We start from the raw sequence: 16,282 nt of genomic DNA, 5'->3' as shown, positions 1-16,282 counted from the left end.
CCGCCGGACTCTACCTTTCACGTTCGGTTTCGCCCATGAAGGTGCAGGGCACATCAGACGTTAAAGGAATGGCCCCCCACCTGGCGCAACGCCGCCCGGAGGAAAGAAAGAAGGGACGCCGAAGCGTCCCTTGCAGATCATGCGGTTCTGTTGATCTATTGATCGAGCGACGAGGGAGCGCGGATCAGGTGAGCGCAGGCTCCGCCTGGGGTACGTCGAGGTCGATGCTGTCAAGCAGCGAGTCTCCGTGCTGTGCGGCGGCCGCGTTCAGAGCGTCGTTCTCGGACTGGATTCGTCCGAGCTCGGACTCGAGGTCCTGGACGCGCTGCTGAAGCCGTCGCATCTCGGCGAGGAGTCGCGGGTCGGAACCGCCGACGTAACCGAGAAGCGCCTTTGCCATGATGGATGGTCCTCCACACTGAGTGACCGACCGAAGCGGTGTGGGTCGTGAGGGAATCGCACCCGCGGATGTCCGGCAGCGACTGTCAGTCACTGCATCGATCTTTGGCTGACACTGTGTACTGCCAGCACTGCCAAACAGCTCAGGTGCGCGGGGCTTCCAGCGTCTCACCAAAAAGTTTGACGGTCAACACGATCACGCCCCGTATCGGCGGGCATCCCGGCCCCCGCAAGGGGAGTGGAGATCATCCTCGTCTCCGAGCCTTCCACGAATCCGCCGCGTCGGCAACGCGTCGGCGGTGAATGCGCAGTTCCGACCGTATGCGGACCATCCAGCGATGTGTTCAGTACATGATCAGTCGATCACTCACCGGATCGCGAACCCGTCGTAGCCGCCGCGCGGTGTGCCCCAGATCTCCGTCACCCCGTCCACGTTCCCGGGCGTGTCGGCGCCGTGCAGCCACGCGAGGAGCCGGTGGCAATTCTCACGTTGACCTTCGGCCACCACCTGTACTCGCCCGTCGTCCAGGTTGAGCGCAAAGCCGGTCAGTCCGCCGATCTCCATGGCGTTGGCCCTGGTGAACCAGCGGAAGCCCACTCCCTGTACACGGCCGCGCACCCAGGCGGTCATCCGCACATCTTCGTTCATGCCTGAACGCTAACCGGGCAAACAAATCCGGGTCACCTCACCCCCTCCCGCCATGGCGTACAGTCGCGCAGCAATGAGCTCACCCATTTGGGTGAGTAAAGGTTGATCTTGAACCGCTGATCCCGAACCCCAGGAAGGTGAGCCGCGATGGGACGCCACCGACTCCAAGCCGCGCCGCGCCCCGGCGGCAGGCGCCGCGCCGCCCTTCGGGGCAGTCTGCTGGGCGCGTCCGTGGCCGTGGTCCTCGGCACGGCGGCCGTCACCACGGGCTTCGTCCCGATCGGCGCCTCCTTCCCCTACGTGGGGGTCAAGACCGCGGGCTCCGACGCGAAGACCGCCGACGCCAAGGCCCAGGCCTCGCCGAGCCCCGGGGGCTCGCTGCAGCAGCAGGGCGGACTCGCCAACCTCTCCGGCCGGGCCCCTTCGGGAGCGGGCACCCCTTCCACCTCGCCCACCCCCTCCCCCTCGCCGACCCCGTCGGCCACCCCTTCGCCTTCCGCTTCCCCGTCCCCCTCCACCTCCGCGGAGCCTGCGAAGACCCCGAAGGCGAGCCCCACCCCGGTCCCGGTGAAGCCGAAGCCTTCCACGGCGAAGCCCTCCGCGCCCGCGGCGGCGGCCGCCTCGGCCGGCCACTCCGCGGAGGAGGCCGCCGTACTCACCCTGGTGAACCAGGAGCGCGCACAGGCCGGCTGCGTTCCGGTCCGGGCGAACCCGCCCCTGGCGGCGCTGGCCGGGGCCTTCAGCAAGGACATGGCCGTCCGGGGCTTCTTCGACCACACGGACCCCGACGGCAACACCCCGTGGGACCGCGCCACCAAGGCCGGCATATCGGGGATGGGCGGCGAGAACATCGCCCGCGGCCAGGGGGACGCGGCGGCCGTGATGAAGGCCTGGATGAACAGCCCGGGCCACAAGGCCAACATCCTCAACTGCGAGTTCCGCACCCTGGGCGTCGGCATGTACAACGCCGCCGGCGGCCCCTGGTGGACCCAGGACTTCGGGTACTAACAACGGCAAACGGGCGCCTGTAGGTCGGAGCGCCGAAGGCGATCGCGTCGGACGCGGTCGGGAGCTCCCACTGCGTGTCGCCTTCGAGGTGACCGCTAACTTTTCAAAAGCGCAATCTGATGGCTGGCGCAGCGCAGTAGTAGGCTCAAACCATGCAGACTCCAGGGTGTGGCGAGGCCGGGGACGAGGGCGCGCCCGCACAGGCCTCCGACGGATTCGACGTGTTCGCTCGCGCGTGCCCGTCCCGCGAAACGCTCGAGAACGTCACGGGGCGCTGGGGCAGCCTGACGGTCGGTGCCCTGTCCACGGGGCCGTGCCGGTTCAACGAGCTGCGCCGCCGCGTGGACGGCATCAGCGAGAAGATGCTCTCCCAGACCCTGCACGCGCTGGAGCGCGACGGCATCGTCAACCGGGAGGCGCAGCCGACCAACCCGCCCCGGGTCGACTACGAACTGACCGCGTTCGGGGTGGCGGTCGCGGAGCGCGTGGACGCGCTCATCGGGCTGCTGGAGGGCAGCATGCCCGCGGTGCTCTCTTCCAGGTCCGCCTACGACGCCGCGCGCGAGGGCCGCTGACAGCGCGGGCAGAAGTAGCTCGACCTGTTCATCCAGGGCCGGCGCCGCATCGGCGTACCGCAGCGGCGGCAGGGCTCGTCCTCCCGCCCGTAGGCGTCGAGGGAGCGGTCGAAGTAGCCGGACTCGCCGTTGACGTTGACGTAGAGGCTGTCGAAGCTGGTGCCGCCGACGGCGAGGGCCTCGTTCATGACGTCCCGGACGTGGCCGAGGAGCTCCGCGCTGCGGGGGCGCGTGAGCGTGGCCGTGGGGCGCTCGTAGTGCAGCTTGGCGCGCCAGAGCGATTCGTCGGCGTAGATGTTGCCGACCCCGCTGATCAGCGACTGGTCGAGCAGGGCCCGCTTCACCGTGGTGCGCTTGGCGCGCAGTGCCAGGTGGTAGGCCGTCTCGTCGAAGAGCGGGTCCAGGGGGTCCCGCGCGATGTGCGCGATGACGTCGGGCAGCCCGTCGGCGCTGCCGGGGACGCAGGAGTGCAGCGACAGCCCGCCGAAGGTCCGCTGGTCGACGAAGCGCAGCTCCGTCCCGGCGCCGTCCCCGAAGCGCACCCGGATGCGCAGGTGCTTCTCGTCGGGCGCCCCCTCGGGCTGCACGAGGAGCTGCCCGCTCATGCCGAGGTGCCCGAGGACGGAGTGCTCCCGCTCCTCCAGCGGCAGCCACAGGTACTTGCCGCGCCGCTGCGGAACCCCGAAGGTCTCCCCCGTGAGCCGCGCCGCGAAATCGGCGCCGCCGCCCTCGTGCCGGCGTACGGCGCGCGGGTGCAGGACCTCGACGGCCGTGACGGTCCGCCCGGCCACCCAGCGTTCCAGCCCGCGCCGCACCACTTCGACTTCGGGCAGCTCGGGCACGGGGTCCTCCGGAGGGAGTGCGGATCGGGGCGCTGCCGCCGAGCCTACCGGGCCTTCCCGGCCCGCTCCGAGGGGGCCCGTACCCGGAAACGGGTCCGCCCCGCCACCCGCTGGAGCGGGGGACGGGGCGGGGAGTTCCCGGAAGAACGGGTCAGGCGTCCGGCGCCGGGTCGGCGGGAGTCGGCGTCCCGTCGGCCTTGGCCGGGGCGGCCGCGCCCCCGGCTGCTGCCGCGATGCGCTCGTCCGCCGCGGTACGAATACCGCGCCAGGCGGACTCGGCCGCCTGCTGTTCCGCTTCCTTCTTGCTGCGCCCGACACCGGTGCCGTAGGAGACACCACCGACGCGCGCGGCGGCGGTGAAGGTCTTCTCGTGGTCCGGGCCGGTCTCGGTGACCAGGTATTCCGGCACGCCAAGACCTTCGGCCGCCGTGAGCTCCTGGAGGCTGGTCTTCCAGTCCAGGCCGGCGCCGAGGTTCGAGGACTTCTCGATGAGCGGGTCGAAGAGCCGGTGAACCAGCTCCGAGGCCGCTTCGAGGCCCTGATCGAGGTAGACCGCGCCGATCACCGCTTCAAGGGTGTCGGCGAGGATGGAGGCCTTGTCCCGGCCACCCGTGCCCTCTTCGCCCCGGCCGAGCCGGATGAAGAGGCCGAGTTCGAGCCCGCGGCTGACTTCGGCAAGTGCACGCGAGTTGACTACCGCGGCCCGCAGTTTGGCCAGTTGGCCTTCCGGCAGATCGGGGTGGGTCGTGTACAGCGTGTCCGTGACCACCAGGCCCAGCACGGAGTCCCCGAGGAACTCCAGGCGTTCGTTGGTGGGCAGACCGCCGTTCTCGTACGCGTACGAGCGGTGGGTCAGCGCACGCACCAGAAGGGCGGACTCGAGTCGATACCCGAGCCGCCCTTCCAGAAGCACGTGGGACGAGGCCGCGTTCTTACTGTCTGCCTGCTTCTCAGCGTTGGACAGCTCAGACATTGCGCCTCTCACCAGCCGCTCAGACCTCGAGGACCTGGCGCTTGTTGTAGGTGCCGCAGCTCGGGCACGCAATGTGCTGGAGCTTCGGCTCCTGGCAACGCTCACACGAAACCAGGGTGGGGACCGCAGCCTTCCACTGCGACCGGCGGTGGCGCGTGTTGCTGCGCGACATCTTCCGCTTCGGAACAGCCACGGCTACTTCTCCTGCTTCTCGGCGGCGCCCTGAACTCCGTCGGAGGCAGTGCCGCTCATATTGTCCTTCTCGACGCCCTGATCGGTGACGAGTCCTTGCAATGCCGCCCAACGGATGTCGACGGCGTCATGGTGGTGGTCCGGGTCCTCGTTCAGGCTGAGCCCGCAATCGGGGCACAGTCCGAGACAGTCCTCCCGGCACACCGGCTGCAGCGGCAGTGCGAGCACCACCACATCACGCAGCACGGGTTCGAGGTCGAACAAGCCGTCCTCGATAAAGAGCGTGTCCTCGTCGTCCTCGGCGTCGTCGGCCGGCTCCGCCTTCGAGCGGTTCCGGTCGTCGGCGTCAGGGTACGAGAACATCTCCTGGAAGTCCGCCTTGAGCTCACGCTCGACGGCCTCCAGACACCTTACGCATTCTCCCACGGCCGAGCCACGGGCGGTGCCTGTGACAAGCACCCCTTCCATGACCGACTCCAGGCGGAGCTTGAGGTTCAGCCGACTGCCTTCCGGCACAGCGATGACACCGGCGAGACCGAGGTCCGCCGGCGCCGTGATCTCACGGGACAGCCGCAGCATGGCACCAGGACGCCGACCCAGCTCGTGCGTGTCGAACACGAGAGGGTTGCGGTGGTCGAGGTGGGTGTTCAGGGCTGTTCCCGCTTTCACAAAATCACTGGAGACTGCTGAAGATCAAGATTTCCGCCACTCGGGGGCAGCATGGATCGCGGTGCATACGCGCGACCGAAGAGCCAGGATACCCGCCGCTTCGCTCTGAGCCCAATCCGAGTCCCGGGCGGGCTCAGCGGCCCTGCTCGTACTGGCGCAGCTGGTCCAGATTGATCATGCTCGTGTCGAAGAAGCTGGTCTCGTCGAGCGCCGCCTGCTGGTCCTGCACGGGCTGCTGCTGGTAGCCGCCGTAGGGGTCGGGCTGCTGCTCGTAGGAGACCGCGTACGGGTCGGGCTGCTGCTGGACCTGCTGGTAGCCGGAGTACGGGTCCTGGTACGCGTAGGCGTCCTGCTGGACGGGCTGCTGGTAGGCGTAGGCGTCGTACGCCGGCTCCGGCTGCGCCTGTGCCTGCGCGGGGATCAGCGGGGCCTGCGGCTCGGCCAGGCCCGCCAGGAAGTCCGCATCGCTGGCGGAGCGCGACTGCGGGAGGCCCGCCGCGTCCTGGGCGGCCATGTGCGCGCCGAGTTCGTCGGTGGCCACGCGGCCGAGGAGCTTCTGGCGGCCCCGGCCGACGGCCTCCAGGGTCTTGGAGAGCACCGCCTCGAAGGTCGCCAGCTTGGTGTCCACGTAGTCGTCCGCCTGCCGGCGCTGCGTCTCCGGGTCGTGGCTGCGCTCGGGCGCCTCGGCGTCCGGGTAGCCCTGGTCGTCCAGGCCGGGACCGCGGCCGAGCAGCTTCTCGCGGCCCCGGTCCACGGAGCCGATGGTCTTGGTGAGCACGACCTCGAAGTTGGCGAGCTTGCTGTCGACGTAGTCGTCGGCCTCGGCCTTGACCTCGTCCGCCTCCCGGCGGGCCTCCGCCAGGATCCGGTCCGCCTCGTCCTGGGAGCGCCGCGCGACCTCGGTGTCGGAGATCAGCGAACCGCGCTGCGCGTGCGCCGACTCGATGATCCGGTCGGCCTCGCGGCGGGCCTCCTCGACCATCTGCTCCCGGCCGCCGATGAGCTCCTGGGCCTGCGCGAGGGAGCCCGGCAGAGCCTGGCGTACCTCTTCCAGCTGTGCGAGCAGCTCGGCGCGGTTGATCACGCAGGAGGCCGACATGGGCATGGACCGGGCGCTGCCGACGGCCGCGACGATCTCGTCGAGCTTCTTCTGCACGTCCATGGGTGCTCGCACTCTCTCGGCCCCGGGCGGTTCCCGGAACGGACGGGACGACTGTAAGGCCACCGGCCCGGGGGCCGACACCGACTGACGCCCGGTCAGGAGGTGCCGGCGGCCGGGGTCAGCGCCGGGGCAGCCGCTCCAGCAGCGCGGCGTGCACGTGTGCGGGCAGCAGGTGGGCGACGTCGCCGCCCCAGGCCGCCACTTCCTTGACCAGGGAGGAGGACAGGAAGCTGTAGGTGGGGTTGGTCGGGACGAAGAGCGTCTCGACGCCCGACAGCCCCATGTTCATCTGGGCCATCTGGAGCTCGTAGTCGAAGTCGCTGACGGCGCGCAGGCCCTTGACGATGGCCGGGATCTCCCGCTGCTTGCAGAAGTCGACGAGGAGCCCGTGGAAGGACTCGACCACGATGTTCCCGTAGCCGGCGGTCGCCTCGCGGATCAGCTCGATCCGCTCCTCGACGGTGAAGAGCCCCTGCTTGGACTGGTTGATCATCACGGCGACGTGGACCACGTCGTAGAGCCGGGAGGCCCTGCCGATGATGTCGAGGTGTCCGTTGGTGATGGGGTCGAACGACCCCGGACAGACGGCGCGGCGCAACTGCATTCCCTCGTTCCCGGGTGCGGGCTTCATGACTCTTCGCTGACGGAGGCGGCGCGGCCGTACCAGAGGGTGCCCTCGCCGTACTTCCTGGAGCGCAGCGGCTCGAAGCCGTCCGGCCACGGGAAGGCCCCGCTGCGGGTCCTGCGCTCCACGGTGACGAGCGCGTCCTCGGTGAGCCAGCCATTGGAGCGGAGTGTGAGGAGGATCTCGCACAGTTCCGCGTGCTCCACCTCGTACGGCGGGTCCAGGAAGACCACGTCGTACGGGTTCCCGTGCGCGGCGCCGGCGGCGATCTGCTCGGCCTTGCCGGACCGGAATTCGGCGCCGGGCAGGCCGACCGACTTGATGTTGTCCTTGATCGCCTTGGCGGCCTTGGCGTCGGGCTCGACGAGCAGCGCGTGGTCCGCGCCGCGGGAGAGCGCCTCCAGGCCGACGGCGCCGGAACCGGCGTACAGGTCGAGGACGCGGGCCCCCTCGACTCCGTGCAGCGACTCCCAGGTGGAGAAGAGGCCTTCGCGCATCCGGTCCGAGGTCGGGCGGGTGCCGGTGCCGGGCGGTACGACGAGGCGTCGCCCGCCGGCGCTTCCGGCGATCACGCGGGTCATCTGGGGTCCTTCGGTGAGCGGGGCGGGTGGTGGTGCAGGCCTTCAACGATAGGTCGTGCCCGTCACCCCTTCTCCAGGTACTGCTCCCGCTCGGTGTCCAGCAGGGCGTCCAGGGCGGTCCGCAGGCCCGGCAGCCCGGCGAGTTCGGGGTCGGCGGCGACCACGCGGGTGGCCTCCTCCCGGGCCTGGGTGATGACCTCCTCGTCCTCGATGACGGCCAGCATCCGCAGGCTGGAGCGGACGCCGGACTGGGCCTGGCCGAGCACGTCGCCCTCGCGGCGCTGCTCCAGGTCGATGCGGGAGAGCTCGAAGCCGTCCAGGGTGGCGGCGACGGCCGCGAGCCGGGCGCGGGCCGGGCTGGCCTCGTGCATCTCGCTGACCAGCAGGCACAGCCCGGGGGCGGAGCCGCGGCCGACGCGGCCGCGGAGCTGGTGGAGCTGGGAGACGCCGAAGCGGTCCGCGTCCATGATGACCATGACGGTGGAGTTCGGGACGTTCACGCCGACTTCGATCACGGTGGTGGCGACCAGCACCTTGACCTCGCCCGCGGTGAAGCGGCGCATGACGTCGTCCTTGTCGGCGGGGTCCATCCGCCCGTGCAGCACCTCGACGGACAGGCCCGCGAGCGGGCCCCGGGTGAGCTGCTCTGCGATCTCCAGCACAGCGAGCGGGGGCCGCCGGTCGCCGTCCTCCTCGGCCGCCTTCTTCTTGGCGGCCTTGCCGTTCTTCGGGTCGTCCTCCCCGTCGCCGATGCGCGGGCAGACCACGTACGCCTGGTGGCCGTTCTCCACTTCCTCGCGGACCCGCTCCCAGGCCCGGGCCAGGAAGTGCGGCTTGTCCTTGGCGGGCACCACGTGGGTGGCGATCGGGGAGCGGCCGGCGGGGAGCTGGTCCAGTACGGAGGTCTCCAGATCGCCGAAGACGGTCATGGCGACCGTGCGCGGGATCGGGGTGGCGGTCATGACGAGCAGGTGCGGAGGCTGCTTGCCCTTGGAGCGCAGGGCGTCGCGCTGTTCCACGCCGAAGCGGTGCTGCTCGTCGACGACGACCAGGCCGAGGTCGTGGAACTGCACCTTGTCCTCGATCAGGGCGTGCGTGCCGATCACGAGGCCGGCCTCGCCGGTGATCAGGTCGAGCAGCGCCTGACGCCGGGCGGGCACCCCCATCGAGCCGGTGAGCAGGACCACTTTGGTCCCCCGGTCGGAGCCGCCGAGCATGCCTCCCTCGGCGAGCTCGCCCATCATCTCGGTGATGGACCGGTGGTGCTGCTGGGCGAGCACCTCGGTGGGGGCGAGCATGGCGGCCTGCCCGCCGGAGTCGACGACGGCGAGCATGGCCCGCAGGGCGACCATGGTCTTTCCGCTGCCGACCTCGCCCTGGAGGAGGCGGTGCATGGGGTGGTCGGTGGCCAGGTCGTCGAAGATCTCCTTGGAGACGCCTCGCTGGCCTTCGGTGAGGGTGAAGGGGAGCTTGGCGTCGAAGGATTCGAGGAGGCCGCCGGCGGTGGGGCGGCGGGGTACGGCCGGGAGCTGGGAGTCGGCGTGCCGGCGGCGGGCCAGGGCGACCTGGAGGACGAAGGCCTCGTCCCATTTGAGGCGGCCGCGAGCGTCCTCGATGTCGGCCTTGGTGACCGGGCGGTGGATCTTCAGCAGGGCCTCGGTGAGCGGCACCAGTCCGCGGTCCCCGCGCAGGGCGGGCGGCAGCGGGTCGACGACCTCCTGGGCCCTGGGGAGCACCGCGTCCACGCATTTGGCGATCTTCCAGGACTCCAGCTTGGCGCAGGCCGGATAGATCGGGATGAGCTGGCTCGCGAAGGCGGCGGCCGCGTCCCGGTCGGAGGCGTCCGCGCCGAGGGGCTCGTAGGCGGGGTGGGCGAGCTGGAGCTTGTGGTTGAACATGCCGACCTTGCCCGCGAACATCGCGCGGCTGCCGGGCAGCAGTTCCTTGTGCGGCTTGTGGACGCCGGACCCGAAGAAGACGAGCTGGAGCCGTCCGCTGCCGTCGGTGATGGTGACTTCGAGGCGCTTTCCGCCGCCCCGGCTGCCCTGGTACGTCAGCAGGCGCGCATCGGCGACCTGTGCGACCACCGTGACGTGTTCGTCGATCTGGTCGGCGAGTTCGGCCAGCGAGGTCAGCTCCCCGCGCTCCGCGTACCGCCGGGGGTAGTGGTGGAGCAGGTCCAGGGCCGTGTGCAGGCCGAGCTGCTCGGCCAGCACCTTCGCGGTGGCGGGGCCGAGGGTCTTCTTGAGGTCTTCGTCGAGCGCGGGCACGTGTTCCATTGCACACCATCGCGCCGACAACCCGGCTATTCCACCCCGATGAGCAGCGGCGCGGACCAGCGGCCGCCCTGGTAGGTGACGGTGTCCACGGCGAGGTGGCCGTGCTGGACGTACGCCTCCAGCCGGCCGGACAGTTCCTCCGGCACGTCGGGTCCCAGGACCAGGGTGACCAGTTCGCCGCCGGATCCGAGCATGCGGGCGAGGACGGCCTCGGCGGTCTCGGCCAGGCCCGTGCCGATGACGGCCACGTCCCCGTCGATGAGCCCGAGCACGTCGCCGGCCTGGCAGATGCCGGCCGAGGTGAAGGACTGCCGTTCGGCGACGGCGAGTTCGCCGTAGCGGGTGGCTCCGGCGGCCGCGGTCATGGCGACCACGTCCTCGTCGAAGCTGCCGTCCGGGTCGTGCACGGCGAGCGCGGCCAGGCCCTGCACCTCGGAGCGGGTGGGGATCACCGCGACCCGTACGCCTTCGGCGCGCGCCTGCTGGGCGGCGGCCGCGGCGACGGCGCGCAGTTCGGCGCCGTTCGGGAGCAGGACGACCTCGCGGGCGTGCGCCTCGCGGATGGCGTCGGCCAGTTCGGCCACGGCCGGCGGTTCCCCGGGCCGGGCCAGCAGGGTGGTGGCGCCCGCCTCTCCGCACAGTCCGGCCAGCCCCTCGCCCTGGACCACGGCGACGACCGCGCGCTGGGAGCGCTCGCCGCGGGCCCGGCGGCGTTCGTCGCCGAAGTGCGTGATGCGGATCCGGTACGGCCGCCCGGCGACCACCGCGGCCTCCACGGCGGCGCCGGGGTCGTCGACGTGGACGTGGACGTTCCACAGGCCGTCGCCGCCGACCACCACGAGGGAGTCCCCCAGGGCGTCGAGCCGGGTGCGCAGCCGGTCGACCTCGGTCTCGGCGGCCTCCAGCAGGTAGATCACCTCGTAGGCGGGGCCGCCGTGCTCCTCGGCGCAGGGCTCCTGCGGCCGCGGTACGGGCACGGCCCGGCCGCGTACCGGCTCGGGGGCCGGCTCCCGCCCGGACAGCGCCTGCCACAGGGCCCCGAGTACGGCGACCAGCCCGCAGCCCCCGGCGTCGACCACCCCGGCCCGCCCCAGCGCGGCCAGCTGCCCCGGGGTTTCGGCGAGGGCCGCGCGGGCTCCGTCGTAGGCGGCTCCGGCCACGTCGGCGGCGGTCCCGGCTGCGGCGGCGACGGCCTCGGCGGCCCGGGCGGCGGCGGTGGCGACGGTGAGCATGGTGCCCTCCACCGGGTGCGCCACAGCCCGGTACGCCTCCTCGGCGGCCCGGGTCAGGGCCTGCGCGAGGAGCCGCGCGGGGTCGCGCACCTCGGACCCGGCGGGCCCGCCGGGTCCGTCGGGCTCCTCCCCGAGTACGTCGGCCACTCCGCGCAGCAGCTGCGCGAGGATCGTCCCGGAGTTGCCCCGGGCGCCTATCAGGGCGCCGTGCGCGAAGGCCCGTACGGCCTCGGGGAGGGAGGCTCCGGCTGTGCCGTCCGTCACTCCGGCGAGGAGGTCCCCGAGCTCGCGGTCGGCGGATTCGGCGGTGAGGTAGAGGTTGGTGCCGGTGTCCGCGTCGGCGACGGGATAGACGTTGATCGCGTCGATGTCCTCGCGGGCCCGGCCCAGCGCTGCCAGGGACAGCGAGCTCCAGGTGCGTACCGCTTCGGCGTTCAGGGGGTACGGCTGAGGCTGGTGCGCCACCGGGCGTTCCTCCTTGTGCGGGCCAGGGTTCACCGCAGGGTAACGAAGGACTGCCGGGCCGGCTGGACCCCGGGGCGGGGGCGGCCGGGGACATGGTAGTTTTCTTGGACCGAGGCAGTCGTTGTATGCTGCTCCGGTTGCCCGATGAGAGTCGGGCCATTCCCCCCGGCAAACCACTTCAGATCCCTGATACCGGTGCGCCGGGATTCACTGTAAGTGCATCTGAAGTCTTTGGAGTGACCTGTGGCTGCCAACTGCGACGTTTGCGCCAAGGGGCCGAGCTTCGGCAACAGCATTTCCCACTCGCACCGCCGCACCTCGCGTCGCTGGAACCCGAACATCCAGCGTGTCCGTGCCGTGGTCAATGGGACGCCGAAGCGCCTCAACGCCTGCACCTCGTGCATCAAGGCCGGCAAGGTCTCGCGCTGACGCCTTCCGTCGTAGCGCAGCCCTTTCTGGTTGCCAAAGAGGCCGGTCCACCTGTGGACCGGCCTCTTGCATTCTGCATCCTGTAAGCGACAGAGCCCCCGGGAATCCGTTCCCGGGGGCTCTGTCGTGTGTCGGCGCCGTGTCTCAGCGCCACCGCCAGGCGTGGTCCACCGGTCCGATGCCCCCGCCCAGGGCGAATCCGGCGGCGATGGCGCCGGTGACGTACTCCTTGGCCTCGGTGACGGCCTCCGGGACGGTCCGGCCCTTGGCCAGGCCCGCCGCGATCGCGCTGGCGAGCGTGCAGCCGGTGCCGTGCGTGTGCCGGTTGCCGTGGCGCGGGGCCCGCAGCCAGCGCTCCTCGGCGCCGTCCGTCAGGAAGTCCACGGCCTCGTTCCCGTGGGCGGCGAGGTGGCCGCCCTTGATCAGCGCCCAGGCGGGCCCGTACGCGAGGACCGCGTCGGCGGCCCGGCGCATGTCGTCCTCGGTCTCCACGACGACCCCGGTGAGCTGGGTCACTTCGTCCAGGTTCGGCGTGGCGACGGTGGCCCGGGGCAGGAGCTGCGTCCGTACGGCGTCCAGCGCACTGGCGGCGAGGAGCGCGTCCCCGTGCTTCGAGACGCCGACCGGGTCCACGACGGCGGGGGCGGCGGTCGCGGCGAGCAGCTCGGCCACGGTCTCCACGAGGGCGGCGGAGGACAGCATTCCCGTCTTCACGGCCTGCACGCCGATATCGTCCGCCACGGCCCTGTACTGGCCCTTCACGGCCTCCGCGGGCAGTTCCCAGACCCCTTTGACGCCCAGCGAGTTCTGCGCGGTCACAGCGGTCACCACGCTCATCCCGTGGACCCCGAGCGCCAGCATGGCCTTGAGGTCGGCCTGGATGCCCGCGCCGCCGCCGGAGTCGGATCCGGCGACGGTCAGGCACAGCGGCGGGTGGGGGCGGGCTATGAGGGGACCGCTCATCGCGGGGTGTCCTCCGCGGCCGTGTCGCCGCCGAAGTGGTCCCAGCCGCCGGTGGAGGCCCAGGGGGCTCCGTCCACGGTCACCTGGGGCAGCGCGGAGCGGTTCTGGACCTCGCCGATGACCTTCCAGCGGGCCGGGAGCTTCACGTCCGGCGGGAAGGTGGCGACGATCGCGTGGTCCTCTCCCCCGGTGAGCACCCACTGGAGCGGGTCCACGCCGACGGCCTGCCCGATGTCGTGCATCTGCGTCGGGATGTCGACGGCCGCCGAGCGCAGGTCGATCCGTACCTTGCTGGCCTCGGCGATGTGCCCGAGGTCGGCGATCAGGCCGTCGCTGACGTCGGTCATGGCGGTGGCGCCGAGTCCGGCGGCCGCGGGCCCCGCGTGGTACGGCGGCTCGGGGCGCCGGTGGGCCTCGACGAAGGCCCGCGGCGAGCGGAAGCCCCGCGAGAGCACGGCGAAACCGGCCGCGGACCAGCCGAGCCAGCCGGTCACGGCCACCACGTCGCCGGGCTGGGCGCCGGAGCGCAGGACGGGCTCGTGGTTGCGCAGGTCCCCCAGCGCGGTGATGGCCACGGTGATGAGGTCGCCGCGCACGACGTCGCCGCCGACCACGGCCGCACCGGCGACCTGGCATTCGTCGCGGATGCCGTCCATCAGCTCGGTGGGCCAGGTGGCCGGCAGCTCGGCCGGGACCACGAGGCCGAGCAGCAGCGCGGTCGGCACCGCGCCCATGGCGGCGATGTCGGCGAGGTTCTGCGCAGCGGCCTTGCGGCCGACGTCGTAGGCCGTGGACCAGTCGCGCCGGAAGTGCCTGCCCTCCAGCAGGATGTCCGTGCTCGCCACGACCCGCCGGTCGGGGGCCGACACCACCGCGGCGTCGTCGCCCGGGCCGACCCGGACCGCCGGGGTGGTGGTGAGCCGTGAGGTGAGCTCCCGAATGAGCCCGAACTCCCCCAGCTCGCCCACAGTGCCCTTCATCGCTGTGCCCCTTCTTGCCCAGTCCGCTTGCGGTCGCGAGCCGTCACAGCTCTGGGTACCGTCAACAGATACGTCAACTTCTGCTCTCCGTACGCCCCGCTCTGTGCGCCTCCGGACCCGCGGGTCTCCCCGCGGCGCTCGGCGACGCGGTACCGTGGCGTCCCTTCTTCCCCGGGCCCACCCGTGATCCCCGGGCCCACCCGAAGGGTAGGGGAAATGATCCTCGTGGCCGCCCTGGAGGTTCCGTGGTACAGGCGTACATCCTCATCCAGACCGAGGTGGGCAAGGCGTCGTTCGTCGCCGAGTCCATCGCCCAGATCGCGGGGGTGATCCAGGCGGAGGACGTGACCGGCCCGTACGACGTGATCGTGCGCGCCCAGGCCGACACCGTGGACGAGCTCGGCCGCATGGTCGTGGCCAAGGTCCAGCAGGTGGAGGGGATCACCCGCACCTTGACCTGCCCGGTCGTCCATCTGTAGCCCCCGTCTACTCTTGGCCGGTGATGTCCCGACACCGCCGGCCCTTCTCTCTGCTCGCCGCACTGACCGCGCTGGCCGCTCCGGCGGCCCTCGCGGGCTGTTCCCCGGGTGGTTCCGAGGCCCAAGTGGAGCCGCCGTCCGCTCCGCCCGCCGATGTGGCGGTCCTCTGTGCGGCGCTGCACAAAGAGCTCCCCGGGACGGTGGCCGAGCTGGACCGGTCCCGGACCGTGCCGGAGTCCGACCTGACCGCCGCGTGGGGCGGCTCGGCGATCGTACTGCGGTGCGGTGTCGGCAAGCCCGTGAAGATGCTGGATCCGAAGCAGGACGGCATCGAGGTGAACGGTGTCGGCTGGCTCGTGGAGCGGCTTGACGACGGCGGGGTCCGCTTCACCACCGGGCTGCGGCTGGCGTACACGGAGGTCACGGTCGACAAGGAGCATGCCACGGATGCGGGGATGCTGGTGGGCCTGTCCGCCGCCGTGGCCAAGACCGTTCCGGTGGGCATCTCCAATTCCTGACCCGCCGGCCCCGCGGACAGAGGACCGCCCGCCGCCCTCCTCGTGCGAGGGGCGGCGGGCGGTCCTCGTCCGCGTACGGGGCTTCGCGCCCGGCGGCTAGCGCAGTCCGGTGGAGCGGCGCAGGGCGGCCTGGATCAGGCGGTCCACCAGCTCCGGGTACTCGATGCCCGACTCCTGCCACATGCGCGGGTACATGGAGATCGGGGTGAAGCCCGGCATCGTGTTGATCTCGTTGATGACGAACTCGCCGTCCTCGGTGAGGAAGAAGTCGGCGCGCACCAGGCCCTCGCAGGACGCGGCGTCGAAGGCCTCGATCGCGAGCTTCTGGACCTCGGCGGTCTGCTCCGGGGTGAGCGGGGCGGGCACGAGTCCGGAGGCGGAGTCGATGTACTTGGCCTCGAAGTCGTAGAACTCGTGGCTGGAGACCGGCGGGATCTCGGCGGGCACGCTCGCGCGCGGACCGTCCTCGAACTCCAGGACCCCGACCTCGATCTCGCGGCCGCGCAGCAGCGCCTCCACGATGATCTTCGGGTCGTGGCGGCGGGCCTCGCGGATCGCGGCGTCCAGTCCGGCGGGCTCGTCGACCTTGGTGATGCCGATCGAGGATCCGGCGCGGGCGGGCTTGATGAACAGCGGCCAGCCGTGCTCGCCGGCGAAGTCGGCGATCCGCGCGAGGGCGCCCTCGCGGTCGTTCTCCCACTCGCGGGGGCGGATGGTCACGTACGGGCCGACGCGCAGCCCGAAGGACGTGAAGACCCGCTTCATGTAGTCCTTGTCCTGGCCGACGGCCGAGGCGAGGACGCCCGAGCCGACGTACGGGATCCCGGAGAGCTCCAGGAGGCCCTGGAGGGTGCCGTCCTCGCCGTACGGGCCGTGCAGGACGGGGAAGACCACGTCGACCTCGCCCAGCGCCTTGGGCACGGCGCCCGGCTCGGTGTAGACGACCTCGCGGCTGGCCGGGTCGACGGAGAGCACGACGGCGCCGTCCTCGGATTCGGCGAGCTGGCCCACGTTGGGGAGCTCGCCGCCGGCGATGGCCATCCGGGCGGGCTCGTCGGCGGTCAGCGCCCACCGGCCGTCCGTGGTGATGCCGATGGGCAGCACCTCGTACTTGGAGCGGTCGATGGAGCGCAGGACGGCGCCCGCGGTGACGACCGAGATGGCGTGTTCCGAGCTGCGGCCGCCGAACACGACGGCCACACGGGGCTTGCGGCCCTGCTGCTCAGGGGTCTGGGGGAGGTTCTCGCTGCTCATATCGCCAC

Annotated in this window: 19 protein-coding genes; 5 read left to right on the top strand and 14 right to left on the bottom strand. The window is 71.4% G+C overall.

Annotation, left to right across the window (positions count from 1 at the left end):
* Positions 1-184: 184 nt before the first annotated feature.
* Positions 185-400, bottom strand: coding sequence for a hypothetical protein (locus NLX94_RS27380; protein ID WP_030227372.1), 216 nt, complete (start codon positions 398-400; stop codon positions 185-187).
* A gap of 366 nt (positions 401-766) precedes the next feature.
* Positions 767-1,048, bottom strand: a complete 282-nt coding sequence (locus tag NLX94_RS27375; RefSeq protein ID WP_254385759.1) for an acylphosphatase — start codon at positions 1,046-1,048, stop codon at positions 767-769.
* Positions 1,049-1,195: 147 nt separating this feature from the next.
* On the opposite strand from NLX94_RS27375, the gene NLX94_RS27370 reads away from it, so the two are divergent.
* Entirely contained in the window at positions 1,196-2,056 is an 861-nt protein-coding gene (locus NLX94_RS27370) for a CAP domain-containing protein (protein WP_254385758.1), read from the top strand.
* 152 nt (positions 2,057-2,208) lie between these two features.
* Positions 2,209-2,631: a helix-turn-helix domain-containing protein gene (locus tag NLX94_RS27365; RefSeq protein ID WP_254385757.1), complete on the top strand. Its 423-nt coding sequence runs from the start codon at positions 2,209-2,211 to the stop codon at positions 2,629-2,631.
* Here the strand turns inward: NLX94_RS27365 and mutM are convergent.
* The 9 genes from mutM to NLX94_RS27320 form a co-directional block, all read right to left on the bottom strand.
* Positions 2,604-3,473 (bottom strand): bifunctional DNA-formamidopyrimidine glycosylase/DNA-(apurinic or apyrimidinic site) lyase, encoded by an 870-nt coding sequence (mutM, locus tag NLX94_RS27360; protein WP_254385756.1) that lies wholly within the window; start codon positions 3,471-3,473, stop codon positions 2,604-2,606. The genes NLX94_RS27365 and mutM overlap by 28 nt on opposite strands.
* A gap of 151 nt (positions 3,474-3,624) precedes the next feature.
* The gene (gene rnc, locus NLX94_RS27355; RefSeq protein WP_254385755.1) at positions 3,625-4,446 is read right to left on the bottom strand and encodes a ribonuclease III; all 822 of its coding nucleotides are present in this window, start codon (positions 4,444-4,446) and stop codon (positions 3,625-3,627) included.
* A gap of 19 nt (positions 4,447-4,465) precedes the next feature.
* Positions 4,466-4,639, bottom strand: coding sequence for a 50S ribosomal protein L32 (gene rpmF, locus NLX94_RS27350; RefSeq protein ID WP_003965982.1), 174 nt, complete (start codon positions 4,637-4,639; stop codon positions 4,466-4,468).
* A 2-nt stretch (positions 4,640-4,641) separates the two neighbouring features.
* Positions 4,642-5,307, bottom strand: coding sequence for a DUF177 domain-containing protein (locus NLX94_RS27345; protein ID WP_374684031.1), 666 nt, complete (start codon positions 5,305-5,307; stop codon positions 4,642-4,644).
* A gap of 133 nt (positions 5,308-5,440) precedes the next feature.
* Positions 5,441-6,469, bottom strand: coding sequence for a cell division initiation protein (locus NLX94_RS27340; protein ID WP_254385754.1), 1,029 nt, complete (start codon positions 6,467-6,469; stop codon positions 5,441-5,443).
* A 118-nt stretch (positions 6,470-6,587) separates the two neighbouring features.
* Positions 6,588-7,067, bottom strand: coding sequence for a pantetheine-phosphate adenylyltransferase (gene coaD / locus NLX94_RS27335; protein WP_243337845.1), 480 nt, complete (start codon positions 7,065-7,067; stop codon positions 6,588-6,590).
* A gap of 29 nt (positions 7,068-7,096) precedes the next feature.
* Positions 7,097-7,675: a 16S rRNA (guanine(966)-N(2))-methyltransferase RsmD gene (gene rsmD, locus NLX94_RS27330; protein WP_254385753.1), complete on the bottom strand. Its 579-nt coding sequence runs from the start codon at positions 7,673-7,675 to the stop codon at positions 7,097-7,099.
* A 62-nt stretch (positions 7,676-7,737) separates the two neighbouring features.
* Positions 7,738-9,954 (bottom strand): ATP-dependent DNA helicase RecG, encoded by a 2,217-nt coding sequence (gene recG / locus NLX94_RS27325; protein WP_254385752.1) that lies wholly within the window; start codon positions 9,952-9,954, stop codon positions 7,738-7,740.
* 26 nt (positions 9,955-9,980) lie between these two features.
* Positions 9,981-11,651 carry a DAK2 domain-containing protein gene (locus NLX94_RS27320; RefSeq protein WP_254385751.1) on the bottom strand — a complete coding sequence of 557 codons (1,671 nt, stop codon included), beginning with the start codon at positions 11,649-11,651 and terminating at the stop codon, positions 9,981-9,983.
* A gap of 243 nt (positions 11,652-11,894) precedes the next feature.
* Here NLX94_RS27320 and rpmB point away from each other — a divergent pair, with 243 nt between their 5' ends.
* A complete protein-coding gene (gene rpmB, locus NLX94_RS27315; protein ID WP_073911113.1) occupies positions 11,895-12,080 on the top strand; it encodes a 50S ribosomal protein L28 in 186 nt (61 codons plus the stop codon).
* 144 nt (positions 12,081-12,224) lie between these two features.
* Here the strand turns inward: rpmB and thiD are convergent, their stop codons facing one another.
* Positions 12,225-13,043, bottom strand: coding sequence for a bifunctional hydroxymethylpyrimidine kinase/phosphomethylpyrimidine kinase (thiD, locus tag NLX94_RS27310; protein ID WP_254385750.1), 819 nt, complete (start codon positions 13,041-13,043; stop codon positions 12,225-12,227).
* Positions 13,040-14,023, bottom strand: a complete 984-nt coding sequence (locus NLX94_RS27305) for a thiamine-phosphate kinase (protein ID WP_254385749.1) — start codon at positions 14,021-14,023, stop codon at positions 13,040-13,042. Before NLX94_RS27305 ends, thiD begins: the two co-directional genes overlap by 4 nt.
* A 245-nt stretch (positions 14,024-14,268) precedes the next feature.
* On the opposite strand from NLX94_RS27305, the gene NLX94_RS27300 reads away from it, so the two are divergent.
* Both NLX94_RS27300 and NLX94_RS27295 read left to right on the top strand, forming a co-directional pair.
* Positions 14,269-14,502 carry an Lrp/AsnC ligand binding domain-containing protein gene (locus tag NLX94_RS27300; protein ID WP_214947835.1) on the top strand — a complete coding sequence of 78 codons (234 nt, stop codon included), beginning with the start codon at positions 14,269-14,271 and terminating at the stop codon, positions 14,500-14,502.
* Between the two features lie 23 nt (positions 14,503-14,525).
* A complete protein-coding gene (locus NLX94_RS27295) occupies positions 14,526-15,020 on the top strand; it encodes a DUF3515 domain-containing protein (protein ID WP_254385856.1) in 495 nt (164 codons plus the stop codon).
* Positions 15,021-15,116: 96 nt separating this feature from the next.
* Here the strand turns inward: NLX94_RS27295 and NLX94_RS27290 are convergent, their stop codons facing one another.
* Positions 15,117-16,274, bottom strand: a complete 1,158-nt coding sequence (locus NLX94_RS27290; RefSeq protein ID WP_254385748.1) for a D-alanine--D-alanine ligase family protein — start codon at positions 16,272-16,274, stop codon at positions 15,117-15,119.
* Positions 16,275-16,282: the final 8 nt, after the last annotated feature.

This window comes from Streptomyces sp. TBY4 (assembly GCF_024213195.1).
In the GTDB taxonomy this organism is placed as follows: domain Bacteria; phylum Actinomycetota; class Actinomycetes; order Streptomycetales; family Streptomycetaceae; genus Streptomyces.
The sequence above is the reverse complement of the archived record's forward strand: the minus strand, read 5'-3'. Positions and strand labels throughout refer to the sequence as shown.

Bases quoted from the DNA above. Each gene is read 5' to 3' on its own strand.
- NLX94_RS27380 (WP_030227372.1), bottom strand. From the start codon at position 400: ATGGCAAAGGCGCTTCTCGGTTACGTCGGCGGTTCCGACCCGCGACTC.
- NLX94_RS27375 (WP_254385759.1), bottom strand. From the start codon at position 1,048: ATGAACGAAGATGTGCGGATGACCGCCTGGGTGCGCGGCCGTGTACAG.
- NLX94_RS27370 (WP_254385758.1), top strand. From the start codon at position 1,196: ATGGGACGCCACCGACTCCAAGCCGCGCCGCGCCCCGGCGGCAGGCGC.
- NLX94_RS27365 (WP_254385757.1), top strand. From the start codon at position 2,209: ATGCAGACTCCAGGGTGTGGCGAGGCCGGGGACGAGGGCGCGCCCGCA.
- rnc (WP_254385755.1), bottom strand. From the start codon at position 4,446: ATGTCTGAGCTGTCCAACGCTGAGAAGCAGGCAGACAGTAAGAACGCG.
- NLX94_RS27340 (WP_254385754.1), bottom strand. From the start codon at position 6,469: ATGGACGTGCAGAAGAAGCTCGACGAGATCGTCGCGGCCGTCGGCAGC.
- rsmD (WP_254385753.1), bottom strand. From the start codon at position 7,675: ATGACCCGCGTGATCGCCGGAAGCGCCGGCGGGCGACGCCTCGTCGTA.
- recG (WP_254385752.1), bottom strand. From the start codon at position 9,954: ATGGAACACGTGCCCGCGCTCGACGAAGACCTCAAGAAGACCCTCGGC.
- thiD (WP_254385750.1), bottom strand. From the start codon at position 13,043: ATGAGCGGTCCCCTCATAGCCCGCCCCCACCCGCCGCTGTGCCTGACC.
- NLX94_RS27305 (WP_254385749.1), bottom strand. From the start codon at position 14,023: ATGAAGGGCACTGTGGGCGAGCTGGGGGAGTTCGGGCTCATTCGGGAG.
- NLX94_RS27295 (WP_254385856.1), top strand. From the start codon at position 14,526: ATGTCCCGACACCGCCGGCCCTTCTCTCTGCTCGCCGCACTGACCGCG.
- NLX94_RS27290 (WP_254385748.1), bottom strand. From the start codon at position 16,274: ATGAGCAGCGAGAACCTCCCCCAGACCCCTGAGCAGCAGGGCCGCAAG.